This window comes from Bacterioplanoides sp., from assembly GCF_965226395.1.
Classification (GTDB): domain Bacteria; phylum Pseudomonadota; class Gammaproteobacteria; order Pseudomonadales; family Oceanobacteraceae; genus Bacterioplanoides.
Map to the genome: position 1 here is coordinate 1,650,399 of NZ_OZ245358.1, position 14,923 is coordinate 1,665,321.

At 50.3% G+C, this 14,923-nt stretch carries 14 protein-coding genes; 8 read left to right on the plus strand and 6 right to left on the minus strand.

Going from position 1 to position 14,923, the window contains the following annotated elements; genetic code table 11:
- Window positions 1–26 precede the first annotated feature (26 nt).
- Both gltS and ACO05E_RS07505 read left to right on the plus strand, forming a co-directional pair.
- Window positions 27–1,226: a sodium/glutamate symporter gene (gltS, locus tag ACO05E_RS07500; RefSeq protein WP_419812361.1), complete on the plus strand. Its 1,200-nt coding sequence runs from the start codon at window positions 27–29 to the stop codon at window positions 1,224–1,226.
- Between the two features lie 81 nt (window positions 1,227–1,307).
- Entirely contained in the window at window positions 1,308–2,243 is a 936-nt protein-coding gene (locus ACO05E_RS07505) for an exopolyphosphatase (protein WP_419812362.1), read from the plus strand.
- Here ACO05E_RS07505 and ACO05E_RS07510 read toward each other — a convergent pair.
- Entirely contained in the window at window positions 2,227–4,755 is a 2,529-nt protein-coding gene (locus tag ACO05E_RS07510) for a putative Ig domain-containing protein (protein ID WP_419812363.1), read from the minus strand. The two genes, ACO05E_RS07505 and ACO05E_RS07510, sit on opposite strands and share 17 nt — an antisense overlap.
- Before the next feature lie 69 nt (window positions 4,756–4,824).
- Between ACO05E_RS07510 and ACO05E_RS07515 the strand changes: the two genes are divergently transcribed.
- Entirely contained in the window at window positions 4,825–5,094 is a 270-nt protein-coding gene (locus ACO05E_RS07515) for a hypothetical protein (protein ID WP_419812364.1), read from the plus strand.
- Here ACO05E_RS07515 and ACO05E_RS07520 read toward each other — a convergent pair.
- Entirely contained in the window at window positions 5,078–7,246 is a 2,169-nt protein-coding gene (locus tag ACO05E_RS07520) for a choice-of-anchor Q domain-containing protein (protein WP_419812365.1), read from the minus strand. The genes ACO05E_RS07515 and ACO05E_RS07520 overlap by 17 nt on opposite strands.
- A gap of 117 nt (window positions 7,247–7,363) precedes the next feature.
- Here ACO05E_RS07520 and ACO05E_RS07525 point away from each other — a divergent pair, with 117 nt between their 5' ends.
- The 3 genes from ACO05E_RS07525 to ACO05E_RS07535 all read left to right on the plus strand — a co-directional run bounded on the left by ACO05E_RS07525 (window position 7,364) and on the right by ACO05E_RS07535 (window position 9,542).
- Window positions 7,364–7,987 carry a TIGR02466 family protein gene (locus ACO05E_RS07525; protein ID WP_419812366.1) on the plus strand — a complete coding sequence of 208 codons (624 nt, stop codon included), beginning with the start codon at window positions 7,364–7,366 and terminating at the stop codon, window positions 7,985–7,987.
- 40 nt (window positions 7,988–8,027) lie between these two features.
- On the plus strand, window positions 8,028–8,576 hold the full coding sequence (gene gmhB, locus ACO05E_RS07530) for a D-glycero-beta-D-manno-heptose 1,7-bisphosphate 7-phosphatase (RefSeq protein WP_419812367.1): 549 nt from the start codon (window positions 8,028–8,030) through the stop codon (window positions 8,574–8,576).
- Window positions 8,577–8,723: 147 nt separating this feature from the next.
- Complete coding sequence (locus ACO05E_RS07535; protein ID WP_419812368.1) at window positions 8,724–9,542, plus strand: lysophospholipid acyltransferase family protein; 819 nt, start codon at window positions 8,724–8,726, stop codon at window positions 9,540–9,542.
- Here the strand turns inward: ACO05E_RS07535 and ACO05E_RS07540 are convergent.
- From ACO05E_RS07540 to ACO05E_RS07555, 4 genes are all read right to left on the minus strand, one after another.
- Entirely contained in the window at window positions 9,539–10,555 is a 1,017-nt protein-coding gene (locus ACO05E_RS07540) for a lipase secretion chaperone (RefSeq protein ID WP_419812369.1), read from the minus strand. The two genes, ACO05E_RS07535 and ACO05E_RS07540, sit on opposite strands and share 4 nt — an antisense overlap.
- A 7-nt stretch (window positions 10,556–10,562) precedes the next feature.
- Entirely contained in the window at window positions 10,563–11,531 is a 969-nt protein-coding gene (locus ACO05E_RS07545; RefSeq protein WP_419812370.1) for an esterase/lipase family protein, read from the minus strand.
- A gap of 229 nt (window positions 11,532–11,760) precedes the next feature.
- Window positions 11,761–13,080 carry a Na+/H+ antiporter family protein gene (locus ACO05E_RS07550; RefSeq protein WP_419812371.1) on the minus strand — a complete coding sequence of 440 codons (1,320 nt, stop codon included), beginning with the start codon at window positions 13,078–13,080 and terminating at the stop codon, window positions 11,761–11,763.
- Window positions 13,081–13,259: 179 nt separating this feature from the next.
- Window positions 13,260–13,634: a DUF302 domain-containing protein gene (locus ACO05E_RS07555; protein WP_419812372.1), complete on the minus strand. Its 375-nt coding sequence runs from the start codon at window positions 13,632–13,634 to the stop codon at window positions 13,260–13,262.
- A gap of 244 nt (window positions 13,635–13,878) precedes the next feature.
- On the opposite strand from ACO05E_RS07555, the gene ACO05E_RS07560 reads away from it, so the two are divergent.
- On the plus strand, window positions 13,879–14,340 hold the full coding sequence (locus ACO05E_RS07560) for a helix-turn-helix domain-containing protein (RefSeq protein WP_419812373.1): 462 nt from the start codon (window positions 13,879–13,881) through the stop codon (window positions 14,338–14,340).
- Window positions 14,340–14,918, plus strand: coding sequence for a PIN domain-containing protein (locus ACO05E_RS07565; protein ID WP_419812374.1), 579 nt, complete (start codon window positions 14,340–14,342; stop codon window positions 14,916–14,918). Before ACO05E_RS07560 ends, ACO05E_RS07565 begins: the two co-directional genes overlap by 1 nt.
- Window positions 14,919–14,923 lie beyond the last annotated feature (5 nt).

Sequence of the window (14,923 nt, forward strand, 5' to 3'; positions counted from 1 at the left end):
GAATCCCTTATCAGAGGAGTTAATGCATGGAATTGGATGGTCGCCAGACAGTATTGTGCGCCCTGCTAGTGTTATTCATTGGTAAAAAGCTCAACAAAAAAGTCCCGTTTTTACGTCGTTATAATATTCCGGAGCCGGTTACCGGCGGAATATTAACCTCACTGCTGTTCAGCCTGCTGTATTTCACCACCGGTGTTTCTTTCAACTTTGAACTTGAAGTCCGTGATGAGTTATTAATCGTTTTCTTTACCACGGTTGGTTTAAGCGCCAGTTTGTCGTCTCTGAAAGCCGGCGGAAAACCGTTAGCCATTTTATTGCTGTTCGCCGTGATCTACCTGTTCGTACAAAACCTGACTGGCATTGCCGTTACCATGATGGCCGATATGCCATCACAGCTGGGATTGGTGGGTGGCTCAGTGTCATTAAGTGGCGGCCACGGTACAGCCATTGCCTGGGCGCCAACCTTTGCCCAAGATTATGGTATTAATAATGCCATGACCATTGGTCTGGCGTGTGCAACTTTTGGTCTGGTGCTGGGTGGCATTATTGGTGGTCCGATTTCTGAATTTCTGATCAAACGTCACCAGTTACAACCTGAGGAAGCCGAAAAGCCTGATCTGGCTCTCAGCTTTAAAGAAGAAGTGAATTCAGCCATCACCACCGAACACATGTTTAAAACTCTGTTCACAATTGGCTTATGCGTTGGTATTGGTATCCACCTCAATTATCTGTTTGTTTCCTGGGGCATTCAGCTGCCTGCATTTGTTACCTGCCTGTTCGCCGGGATTATTATTACCAATACCATCCCCAACCTATTTCCTAACGTTCGTTGGAAGCGCGGCGAGACCAGCCTGCGATTAATTTCAGATATGTCGCTGGGGCTGTTTCTGGCCATGTCACTGATGTCATTGCAACTCTGGACCCTGATTGATCTGGCTGGCCCTATTTTGCTGATCCTGCTGGCGCAACTGATCACCATTGTTTTGTTCACCGTGTTGGTTGTCTTCCGGGTAATGGGTAAAAGTTACGATGCTGCGGTTATGTCTTCTGGCTATGCCGGTCTGGCTCTGGGGGCGACACCAACGGCGATTGCCAATATGACCGCAGTGACCAAAAAATTTGGTGCGGCACCCACTGCCTTTATTGTGGTGCCTCTGGTGGGTGCCTTTTTTATTGATATTTCTAACGCGGTAATTATCAAAACGCTGCTGTCTCTGCTGAGCTGATTGGATGTTTTTTTATCGGAATCTCACGCTCTGGTCGGAAGCGTCTATGCTCAATGGATGGATTTTCTTCAGGAGACAACCGTGAGCGACTCTCAATTCCGACTGGTAACCCGCAGTGACTTCGATGGCCTGGTATGTGCCGTGTTATTCAAAGAACTGGGCATGATTAACGATATTCTGTTTGTTCATCCCAAGGACATGCAGGACGGCAAAATCGACATCAACGCCAACGACATCACCACCAACCTGCCATACGTTGAAGGCTGTCATTTAAGCTTTGACCATCACGCCTCGGAACTGAAACGCCGCGGTGATAAAGCCCCTGACAATCATATTATTGATGATAAAGCGCCGTCTGCCGCCCGGGTGGTGTACGACTACTACGGTGGTAAAGACAAGTTTCCATCAATCGCTGATGACATGATGGCGGCGGTGGATAAAGCCGATTCGGCGCAGTTCTCGCGGGATGAAATCCTCAACCCAACCGACTGGGTACTGCTTAATTTCTTAATGGATTCCCGTACCGGGCTAGGGCGTTTTCGTGAGTTCCGCATCAGTAATTATCAGTTAATGATGCAGCTGATTGATTATTGCCGCGATCACACCATCGAAGAGATTCTGGAGTTGCCGGACGTTAAAGAGCGGGTGGAATTATTCTTTGATCATAAAGACAAATTCGAAGACCAGCTGCGCCGCTGCTCCACTGTTCATAATAATCTGGTGGTGTTGGATCTGCGTGATGAAGATCCGATTTATGCCGGTAACCGTTTTATGATTTATGCCCTGTTCCCGGAGACCAATATCTCCATTCACGTGCTGTGGGGGCTGAAGCAGCAAAACACTGTATTTGCCATTGGTGGCTCCATTATTAACCGCAGCCATCAGACCCATATTGGTGAGCTGTGCCTGGAGCACGGCGGTGGTGGCCACCGCAATGCAGGCACTTGTCAGGTTGATAACGACCAAGCCGTTGACGTGCTGGCACAGCTAACCCAGCGGATTAACGCCGACGGCTGATCAACGCCAGAGGCAGTAGCCCCAGTAACCAGAACAGCACGCCACCAGATGAACCGCCGCTGGCGTTGCTGTCTTCAGCCGGGCTGTTATCTTGAACTGGAGAGCCATTTCCGGCTGAACTGTCATCCTCAGAAGCGTTATTCTCCGGTTCATCCACGATAGGCGCCTGAATCGTCAGACTCAAGGTGGTAGCTGCCGAAGCACCAAAGGCATCCGTTGCCGTCACGGTAATGGTGAAGTCGCCAGCGGTGGCTGCGGTACCGGATATCACGCCACTATCAGCCTCAATACTCAGCTCTGCCGGTGCGCCACTGAAGGAGAAAGTCAGGTCATCACCTTCCGGATCAGTGAACCAGGCACTGGCGTCCACATTGATGACCGTTCCCGCATCAACTGTGGCTGCGTCTGGCACTGTGCCGACTGGCGGCCTATTCACAGCAATGCTCAGGCTGTATACCACTGAACTGCTGGCACCGAACTGGTCTGTAGCAGTGACCGTAATGGTGAAATCCCCGACTGTCGCTGCCGTGCCAGTGATGGCCCCGGTACTGGCATCAATACTCAATTCATTCGGTGCACCCGCAATGGCGAATGTAATGCTGTCGCCTTCCGGGTCGTCAAACCAGACGCTGGCGTCAACGTCAATGGCAGTGTTGACACTGACAGTGGCTGCGTCTGGCACTGTGCCAACTGGTGGCATATTACCGTTCTCCACAGAGCCAATATCAATCATACCACGCATAATGCGCTCACTACCGCGCTGATCGGTTGCCGGATCATCCATAATATTAGGATCACCGGCGTCTACCAACGGAGAATCTGCCGCCGGCATTCGGGTTTCCGTTTCACCACCGTTATTTTGTAAAGCTCCCAACCCCGGATCATCAGAGCTAACAATATTACCGCCATTGTCCTCGATTTGTGTATCACCACGGAAGGTGCCATCCCAGTAAGTAAAATCCAACGCTGCGGTAAATTCCGACCCGGACACTCCCACACTGGGGCCACTACCGATATTGCCATGCATAATGGTGTGACTGATTTCGATATTCTGATTGGGCCTGCTGGCCGATAATAAGTGTGGGGACCCACTAAGGCTAGTGACGGTATTATTGGTCAGGGTGGAATGCTGAATACTGGCATTACCGCTTTCGAAGTCGAGCACGGAACCACCAGCACCGGCAGTATTGCCATCAAAGGTAGAGGATATAAGCTGCAACGATACATTAGCACCACTGAATTCTATAGCCCCGCCAGTACTAATTGCTGTATTACCACGATAAGTGGATCGATCTGTCACCACTGTTAATGATCGCTGTCCACCCCTAATCGCCATCGCTCCGCCACGGATAGATTCGTTGCTGGCAAAGGTAGTATCGGTAATGCTGACTTGACCATTCTCCGCATCAATTGGGAAACCAGCCAGATAAACAGCACCGCCCAGCGTGTCGGCACTATTGCCACCGAATGTTGAGCGATCAATATGCAAATCGGCACTGCCGGTAATATACAGCGCACCGCCACTGACAAAGGTCGATGTACTACTTTGAAGCGCTTCATTATCTTCAAATACAGTATCTTCAATGATGATACGCACATCTGTTAGCGTCTGAGAACGGCCACCGCTAAGATCATGTAGCAATGCTCCACCCCGATTATTGGCCCGATTACGGCGGAACGCTGACTCGCGAATGGTAACACTGCCGCCATCAGCATCAGAAAAGCTGAAGGCCATCGCACCGCCACCACTCTGGCGGTTATCGGCCAGCGAAGTATTGTCTTCAAATACTGAATTAGTAATGGTCAGGTCGGTTCTGGTTGTACTCATAACACCGCCCGCAGCTGATGAAGCAGTATTATTGCTGAGGGTCGAGTCCTGAATCTCCAGCGTCCCATCAATGGTGGCAATATTGGTTGTACTGGCAAGATTATTGGTAATACGGGAATCGATGATGCGTGTGGTCGATGATTCGAAAGCTGTAAGAAGCGGATTCAGATTGTGCTCAAAACCATCGATAACCGAGTCTTCGATGGTTAGATTGGAATTATCAACACTGAACAAAGACGCTGTGCGGGTAATATTTTCCCGACCGCTCAGGTTCATATTGCCAATAGTTAACGAAGCACTTTCCGTTACATTCAAAAAGGTGGCTCCAGCATCACTGAATTGCAGCGTTATCGGATTATCAGCAATCCCATCGATGATAACGACTTTGCCGCCATCAAGACCAGCTGGCGCTGCACTCACCGTGTCTGTCATACCCGCCAGACTGTTATCGAACGAGATGGTGAATGGGCTGGTGCAGTTATCCGGGAAAACAACCCCGGGCGTTATCTGAGCACCCACTACAAAATTAATTGCCTCATCTAGGTTAATACTGGCTGGGTTGTTGGCGCTGACCAGACTGGTAACGACTATGTCGCAATCGGCATTAGCAACCTGACTGTTGGCGGCAGCAATGCAAAATGCCAGCGGCGTCATGCCTTTTAAAGCTCGTTTAGTGAATTCCATCTCTCTACCTTAATAAAATGACTATTCATCGTATATTGCCAGAATTATTTTTAAACAAAAATCTTAACAATGATTGATCGCGCCGCGACCCCGACCAGTACAAATGTGAGTGTATGTTGTTTATTGCCGCACACTATTTGCGAGAGTGATGAAAAAAGCCGCTTTGCTGGAAAACAAAGCGGCTCCATTATTAACCTCAACCATCAGACCCATATTGGTGAGCCGTGCCTGGAGCACGGCGGTGGTGGCCACCGCAATGCAGGCACTTGTCAGGTTGATAACGATCAAGCCGTTGACGTGCTGGCACAGCTAACCCAGCGGATTAACGCCGACGGCTGATCCGCACCAAAGGCAGCAGTCCCAGTAACCAGAACAGTACGCCAGCGGATGAACCGCCGCTGGCGTTGCTGTCTTCAGCCGGGCTATTATCTTCAACTGAAGTGTCATCCTCAGAAGCGTTATCCTCCGGTTCATCCACTGGCTCCTCTACTATGGGGGCCTGAACCGTCAGATTCAGCGTGGTGGCTGCCGAAGCACCAAAGGCATCCGTTGCCGTCACGGTAATAGTGAAGTCGCCAGCAGTCGCTGCAGTGCCCGATATCACGCCACTATCAGCTTCAATACTCAGCTCTGCCGGTGCACCACTGAAGGAGAAAGTCAGATCATCACCTTCCGGATCAGTGAACCAGGCACTGGCATCCACATTCACAGCATCGCCGCGATTTATGCTGGCGGCATCCGGGGTTGAACCCACCGGTGGCATATTGCCGTATTCCACCGCGCCGAGATCAATCACGCCGCGCAAAATGCGATCACTACCACGCTGGTCGGTATCCGGCTCGTCACTGATATTGGCATCACCTGCATCCAGTAACACCGAGTCCGGTGTTGGCATCCGGGTTGCTGTTTCTCCACCATTATCCTGCAGTGCGGCTAAACCCGGGTCGTCAGCGCTAACGATATTGCCGCCATTATCGGATGCATTCTGAGTGCCGTCGTAGCTGCCATCCCAGTAAGTAAATTCCACCTGCGCCGAATATTCGGATTCAACCACCGCAATTGCGGCTTTGCCATCTGGCCCGGTGTTGTTATGGAACACACTATGGCTGATTTCCAGATCGGCTGCTGGGGTATTCATAAAGACGGTATGACCATCATTTCCACCAGCCGCAACATTATCGGTCAGAGTCGAATGAGAGATGCTCAGCGTGCTGTTTCTGTCTTCAGCACTGATGATGGAAGCACTTGCAGCAGATTCATTCGCCACCAGCGTTGAATTCGTAATCTCGGTAGCAACCGGGCCTCGGGTGTAAAAGACGCCACCATTGGCACCACTTTGCTGATCACTAAAAGTCGAGCGCTTAATCCTTAAGGTGGCCGATGCCTCATCTGAGTTGGCGGCGATTGCACCACCATTACTGACTGCTTCGTTGCTCGAAAATTGGCTGTCGTTAATTTCCAGAGTAATACCCGAGCCTTCCGGCTCCAGATAAATAGCTCCGCCCTGGCCACTATTTGTCTGGTTGTTGCTAAAGCGGGTTTGGTTCAGCTCCAGCGTGACCTGACCTTTAGCAAACACAGCGCCGCCATGATTTCGTGCCTGGTTATTTTTAAACTCGGTATCTGCAATCACAACACGGCTGCCAGCGGATGAGTTTTCAATGGCGATTGCTCCGCCTACAGCATTCTCACTGGGAAAGACGGCTCTGTTGCCATCAAATACCGAGTCACGGATTTCCAGCGTTACATCTTCGCTATAAATCGCAGCGCCTTGCCCATTTGGACTGGACGCGGTGTTGTTTTCAAACAGCGAGTCGGAGACGTTTAACGTAATAGTCTGAGGAGTTCCCGGGCCGCTGACCGTCTCGTTCCTGGAGTAGATCAGGTTGTTGTGCGCCCGGTTATTTTTGATGGTGGTATTTTTAATATCGACGTCACTGTCTTCCGCTTCGATCACCCCCTGATTGTTCCTGACAGTTACCCCACCCACAATCAGGTTATCCAGCACCAGTGAAGCGCCATCGATATAAAATAAGGCATGCGACAAACTATCCGCATCTGATACAAATTTAAGGTTTTTCAGCGTCAGAGTGGCGCTTTCGTTCACGGTCACGGCAAAGTCATCGAAATCATCGGAGACATTAACAACCACCCGATCGGCGTCGGTTTCAGCTTCAGGGGCGACAATTTCCAGAGCATCACCACCGCTTAAAGACGTGGGCAAGGTACCAAATTGCAATGTCTCTCCGGCCAGTGCATCCGCAATGGTAATCTGCCCGCCGTCATTACAACTTTTCATTTGTGCCAGTGCTTCAGCCAATGTTGTAGTGGTGTCGGTATCACTCAGGCTGGTGGCATCCACCGTAATATCACAAGGGCTGGCCATCACCAGCTGGGCATTCAACAAACCAATACACAGGGCTAATGGTTTTAACTGATTTGGTTTTGAGTGACCCGGTTGTGAACTGGCTGAATACAGATTGCTTTCCATAAGTGACCTCAGTCGGTTTTTATATCGTCGGTTTTTATATTTTTGTCCGATGCTCATTACTTTGTCGTAGGCGATGTTATATTGCCAGCAAACACCGCGATGAAATGAGGAAACAATATGAAAGCGGACAATCGCTTACATTTTGGGGTGTCCATTCTGGAAACGTCGCTCTCCTGGGTGAGTGCCAATCAGCACACGCTGAGCGATACGCTGCTCACCTTACGTCAGCAAAGTCAGCAAGGCATACAACGCTCGAATCAGAGAGGCTGGCATTCAGAAGATGACCTGTTTAATAGCGACGATCCGCTGATACAACAACTGAGCCAGCAGGTGTTTGAGATTGGCACTCAGTTGATTCGCCACGCAGAAAAATTCCCCGCCGACGAAAAAATTCTGTTGTCATCCATGTGGGCCAATATCAATGACTTTGGTGCCTGGAATGCACCACACGCTCACCTGCCGTGTGAATGGAGCGGCGTGGTTTATATTGATGTGAATGAAAACCCTCAGTCAGCCGGCGGCGGCATTCATGACGGCGATATCCTGTTCTTTGACCCGATTACCGTTGGTGCTCCCTACCGGCCAGCAACCACGGTGAGTTATACTCCGAAGATCGGCTCGATGTATGTTTTTCCCAGTTATCTGATGCATATGGTGGCTCCGCATTTTGAACAAAAGCCACGTATTTCGGTGGCTTTTAATTTCCGGATCGCACGCAATATCGAAGCCATTGCCCGCTAACTGACAGCCTCTACTTCACTGCATTTTTAAAAGACCCAACATGACTTCTCTTATTATTCTCGACCGTGACGGTGTTATTAATCAGGACTCGGAGGAGTACGTAAAATCCGTTGATGAATGGCTGCCGATTCCTGGCAGTGCCAGCGCCATTGCCCGTTTATGTCAGGCCGGTTTTCAGGTTGCGGTCGCTACCAATCAGAGTGGTCTGGCGCGCGGCTATTTTTCTCAGGCTGATCTGGATGCTATGCATCATAAAATGACTCAGCTGGTAGAGGCAGAAGGTGGCTCGTTTGCCCATATCGCCTGGTGCCCACATGGCCCGGACGACAAGTGTGATTGCCGCAAACCCTTACCGGGGTTAATTCATCAAATCGAACAGGCGCTGGACGTGTCAGCCCAAGGGGCCTGGATGGTGGGTGACTCACTGCGGGATTTACAAGCCGGGGCCGCAGCCGGATGCCAGGTAGCACTGGTAAAAACCGGTAAAGGGGAAAAAACCTTACCCAAACTTGAGGCCGATGATCAGCTGCACAACAGCCCGGTATTTTCCGATCTGAGTGCCTTTGTTGATTTTATTCTGGCGTCGTAACCCGGGGTGGTGCAGCAGCCAAAGATGCAAAGGAAATTGTTAAAAGAATTTAAGTAAACGAACAAGCTCCAACGAAGTGGTATAAACGAGTTGTTTATCGTTAACCATCCAGTCTCTGGCCGCAGAGTCTTAATAAAAGGGAGTCTTATGAAAGCTGCCAGCACCGCATCCTCAGAATCGACACTTGCTTCGTTTATTAATGGCATCCGCTCGCTGATTCTTTACCTCTGGCTGGCCAGTTTTACCATCAGCTGGTGCCTGATCTCCTTTGTGGTAGCGCTGTTTCTGCCACTGAAACAACGTAATTATTTTGTCCTGGTGTTTTATTGCACCGTGGCGCTGTGGTCGGCACGCATTATCTGTGGTGTTAAATGGCAGGTATCGGGGCTGGAGAATGTGCCTAAAGATGATCGTGGCTATGTGCTGTTAAGCAAACACCAGAGCACCTGGGAAACCTTCTTTCTGCCCACCACACTGGCACCACATGTTCAGGTGGTGAAAAAAGAACTGCTGTATCTGCCGTTTTTTGGCTGGGCACTGAATTTAATTCGTCCGATCTTTATTGATCGCAACCAGAAAACCAACGCCCTGAAGCAGGTGATTCAGCAAGGGGGGGAACGCCTGAAAGATGGCATTCATGTGCTGGTCTTCCCGGAAGGCACTCGTATTCCGCCGGGTAAACGCAAAGAGTTTTCTAAAGGTGGCGCCATGCTGGCAGGCAAAAACAAAGCACCCGTGATTGCCATTGCTCATAACTCCGGCGAGTTCTGGCCCAACGATAACTGGATAAAAAAACCCGGCACTATTCAGGTGGTGATCAGCCCGGTGGTGGAAACCAGCGAGATGAGCACCGCCGAAGTGAATAAGTGGTCAGAAGAGTGGATCAACGACACGGTTGATCGCATCTCTCAGAATAAATTTGATGGTGAAGTGGTCAATACCAATAACAGCGGCAAGCGTTTTTAATTCGTCAAAGCCTGTGCCCTGACCCGCTCATGGGCAGCAAAATGTTGCTCCAGTAATGCCTGATATTCACGCTGATAATCGTCGGGGGCCAGATTCGCCTGTTGCAGCTGGTTGACCACCTGACGAAAGCCTTCCAACCGCTGTTGCCATTGCGCCCGCTGCTGATCCAGCGCCTGCAATCGTTGTGCAGCGGCTTCACCCACCACTTCGGCTCGTTGCTGGAATTTCTCCGAGGTTGATAATTCGGCCCGATCAATCGCCAGCAATTGTTTTTGCTGCTGATCACGCTGACGTTGCAACTGCATACCGATAGGTAATTCCGCCTGCAGATTCACCAGAGCCTGAGATTTTTCAGCATCATTCAGCGAAGAGTTGAGAATTTCCGCACGCGCGAGCGTGTTGTTATCCAGACGACGATCAAAGGCAAAAAAGACATCGGCAACGTCGGCGCCCAACCAGCGATCCTGCAGTGCGGTTAACGCTTGTTGGCGTTCGTTCATAAACCGAATCCGGCGTGTGTTATCCCAGTCAGCAGCATCAAACTGAGGCTGCTGATACTGCTGCTCAAACTCCACCAGCGCCGATTTATAAGCCAGATAATTGTTCATAATATCGTGCGCCTGCTGCAACGCCGGCCCAGATAACTGCTGCTGCAATGCTTGCTGAATATTACCGCGAATTGTATTCAGCGACAGCTCACCAACGGCACTCAGATAATAATCGAACAGATCCCTTAAGCCTGCGGTCACACGCAGCTCATCACCCCGGGAAATCAACGCAACACCATGGGAGGTGCCACTCAGAGAGTCGGCAATTTGCAACCTTGGTTGGGCAGACGACCAGGGCTCATCCGTCGACAAAACTGCGATATCAGCGTTAGGCAAGCCATCAGCCGCAGTGAAAGTTTGTGGCTGCTCAGGAGCAAGCAGACCGGTTCGGAACATCACCAGAGGAACCGTCACAGCAGCGGCAAGCAGAGCCGCTGCTGGCAGACGGTATGTTTTGATTGTCATTGTGCTGTTATAAACCCGCCTGCTTCAGACGATTGGCATGAGTGCGGTATAACGACAACGGATCGGTATTAAACAAGGCGTGAATACCCAGTGCCTGGTTAATTAAATCACCGTGGTTCATCTTGTAGTCATCACGAATCACAGTGCCAAAATGGCTGGCACAGCTGCCAGTAATACCGTCATTACTTTCGCCGCCAAACAATAATCCAGTGGTACCAAACAAGTAATCCAGTGGATCAGCTGCATTGGTAAAGCTGTCGCCACCACCCCAGGAGTACAAGCGGATATCATGGCCATTAACGCTCACCGAGGCAGGGCCCTCACCGCAGACTTCTGCCGGTAAACCCAGTGGGAACTGTGCATTAAAATCGGCAGCACCGGCGCTGGTGAATTCACTGGTCAGCGCCCGCGCACTGCCCGGGCCAACCTCATCACCCGACAGGCGATCAATCAAGGTACCAGCGGCGTCCACCAGCGTTTCGTATACATCGCCACCCAGAGAATCTTCAGGGAAAGCATTATTCAGCAGGTCGGCAATCGGAGCACCAGTATGAGGTGAACCAATGGTCGTGACTGACGCCACCAGATCCGGGCGTACCGTCATGACATAGCGGGAAGTTAAGCCACCCTGACTGTGGGCAACCAAATTAAACTTTTCGATTGAGGGGTCGGTGGCGCGAATATTATCCAGCTGCTGAATCAGCTGCTCACCGCGTTCGACCGAACTGTTAAAAGCATTGATTTCACCGGTGAACACCCGGGCTCCTTCGGCCTCGAGTTTTTCACTGATTTTGTACCAGTACTCAACCCCGGCAATGGAATCAAACGCCAGAATACCCTGCACCAGCATCATGGGGTGCTGGGTTTGAGTAAAGCCGCTGGGGGCCGGTTGTGTCGACATTGCCTGTGTATTAACAGCAGCGACTGAACTTGCCAGCAGACTCGCCGCCGCCAGTTTAGAGAAGGATTTTTTCATTATTGTTGCCCGTTGTTATTTTTATGTGGACTTTGAGTATAGGAAGACTAAAAAAGTGCCTCATACCGCCAATTAAGCCATTGTTGACAATTGGTACGTAGGTACTTCTAAAAAATAGTTGTTCACTTATTAACCAGAATAAGAAGGCGGATCGTTATGCCCGAGGGGTGGTTGTAACTGCGTCAGGAGATGATTCTGACGCAGTTAAACCAGTGACTGAAAGACAGTGTCAGAGCACCATGGCCGCAACCCAACCGGCGGCTAATAGTGGCAGGTTAAAGTGCAGGAAGGTTGGAATCACGGTATCGCTCATATGGTTGTGCTGGCCGTCGGCATTCAGACCTGCGGTTGGCCCCAGGGTCGAATCCGATGCCGGAGAACCCGCATCACCGAGCGCACCAGCAGTACCCACTAACGCCACAATCGCCAGTGGGCTGAAGCCCATCTGCAGACACAGTGGCACATAAATCGCGGCAATAATCGGAATGGTTGAGAACGACGAGCCAATACCCATTGTCAGCAGCAGGCCCACCACCAACAGCATCATCGCAGCCAGGGCTTTATTGCCTGCCAGCCAATCTGACGCGCCGTTCACCAGCTGATCAATATGGCCGGTGGTTTTTAACACTTCGGAGAAGCCTGAGGCGGCAATCATAATAAAGCCAATCGACGCCATCATCTTCATACCATCGACCAACACGCCGTCTGATTCATTCCAACGAATCACGCCGGTCGCGGAGAACAATAAGAAACCCGCCATTGCACCCAGCACCATGGAGCCAGTGTATAACTGCATCACAAACGCCAGTACAATCGCCGCACCCGCAACCCATAACGATTTGGCGTTATAACCTTGCTCAGTGTGTTCGGTTTTTTCGACCTGGCTCATGTTGTAGACGCGCTTACCGCGATAGCTGAACAATGCGGCAATCAGAAGGCCAACCACCATGCCCAGAGCCGGAATCGCCATGGCTTTTACCACTGAGACACCTTCTACATCCAGACCCGCGGCAGCAACTTTGCCCAGCAGAATATCGTTAAGGTAGATGCTGCCAAAGCCCACCGGCAGGAACATATACGGCGTTACCAGGCCAAAAGTCAGCACACAGGCCACCAGACGGCGATCCAGCTGTAAGCGAGTCATTACTAACAATAGCGGTGGAATCAGAATGGGGATAAACGCGATATGAATTGGAATCAGGTTCTGAGACGAAATCGCCACCAGCATCAGCAAAAATAACAAGCCATGACCCAGCCACTGGCTGCTGGCTTCATCACTCTTGCCGATTTTCGTCAGGATTTTATCGGCCAGTAAATGCGGTAAACCAGACAACGAAATCGCCACCGCAAAACCACCCAACAAGGCATAACTTAACGCGATACCGGCACCACCACCAATACCTTTATTAAACGCTTCCAGCGTTGCTGAGGTGTCTAGACCACCGATCCAGCCACCCACAAAAGCGGCCACGATCATCGACAACATGACGTGCATACGTGCCAGGCTGAGCACCAGCATCAGCACCACGGCAATAATTACTGCGTTCATTTTTTACTCCGCGACTATCCGCACTAACGAAAGAGCACCGGAACAGTCAGCCCGTTATCAAACAAAAGCTGACCATTCAGATAATTGGCCGCGGAAGGTATCACAATGGCGCAGAGAATGCCTGACGGATGTCAGGCAGGGCACATGAATTCAGACAGAAGGGAGTTATTGAGCGTGGATTAGTCACTGAGTTCTGCGGTTAACGCCGCAAACAAACCGGCGACTTTTTCCAGCACCGGATGCCCTTCAACCTGATAAGCAGCGATGTAATCTTCGCTGGTCTGATGCACCAGCTGAGTTTGCCCAGCGTTGTTCACAATGGCTAACCGCAGCGGCAGATCGAGGCTCATGGTGATGTCTTTCTGCATCAGCTTGGTGCCCGCCATTGGGTTACCAAAAATCAGTGTCCGGGCTTCTGCCAGTTCCAGCTCCACCTTTTCAGCATTCGCCTGATGGTCGATATCGGCAAAAATGGTAAAACCTTTGTCGGTGAGAGACTGGCGAACCTGAGCAACGGCTTCAGCAACCGACGGTGAAATATTAACAACCTGCATGGGGCATTCTCCAAAATATACGGGCGTAAAAATAGATGAGGAGTCTGACAACAAAGTGGTTGAGAGATTCAATTGTGGGATGGATCAGAGTGTTGTGAGCCGAATAAAGTCTCTAATCGGCTCACGAACTGAGCCGTTTAAGGTGGTTATTCGGCTCATTTTAAGAATTTTTCATTTGTTAGTTTCGATTATTTCGATTATTTTCCATTACAAATATTTCGTTTATTTCGAATAAGGAGGGCTTATGTCAGCCAATCGCGCTAACAATGTCGTTAAGCTGCCCAGTCAGGATGATGTTGAGGCTGCTCGGGTATCCAGTCGTACTCTGGCCAAGTATGCCGATCAATCACGGGTAAAGCTCAGCATTCAAGGAGCTCAGGGAAAGGATGAGCTGATTCTTCCTGGCCCAGCACTGGATCTGTTACTGAATATTCTGGGGGAAATTTCTCAGGGTAATGCAGTTAACGTGATGCCGGTTCATGCTGAGCTCAGCACTCAGGAAGCCGCCAATCTGCTGAATATTAGCCGTCCACACCTGGTGAAATTGCTGGAAAGTGGTCAGATCGGTTTTACTAAAGTTGGAACACATCGGCGGGTGTTGGCAAAAGATGTGATCGCCTATAAACAGGCAACTGACGCCAAACGCACTGAAGCTCTGGATGAGCTGGCCGAAATCGCACAACTCAATGGAATGGGATATGACTAGTGGCCAAATTCACCGTTATCCTTGACGCATGTATTTTGTACCCTGCTGTCGTGCGGGATTCAGCCATGCGGCTGGCGATGACGGGCCTCTTTAAAGCGCATTGGACAGATCAGATTCATGATGAGTGGATTAACGGCCTGAAACGCGAAAAAGACGAAGAGGGAAACCAGCGAATTCCTGATCATGTTTTGCTTCGTACCCGTGAGCTGATGGATGCTCACATCTACGATGCCAAAGTCGAGAACTATGAACACCTTAACGAGCATATTCAGCTGCCTGACCCAAATGATCGCCACGTGGTTGCTGCGGCGATTAAAGCCAACGCCGATGCAATTGTTACCTACAACCTGAAAGACTTTCCCGCCGACTATTTATTGCAGAACTTCAATCTGGAAGTGATACACCCCGATGACTTTTTTCGTTATCAGTTTGATTTGAACCCAGCCATTGCAATTTCAGCATTTAAGAATCAGTGGCTTTCTCTAAAACATCCACCACTCACTCGCGAAGATTTTTTGCTTAAGTTGAAAACCAATCAATTGATTCAAACGGCAGGGTTTCTTGAAGGGTATTTGTAGATCCA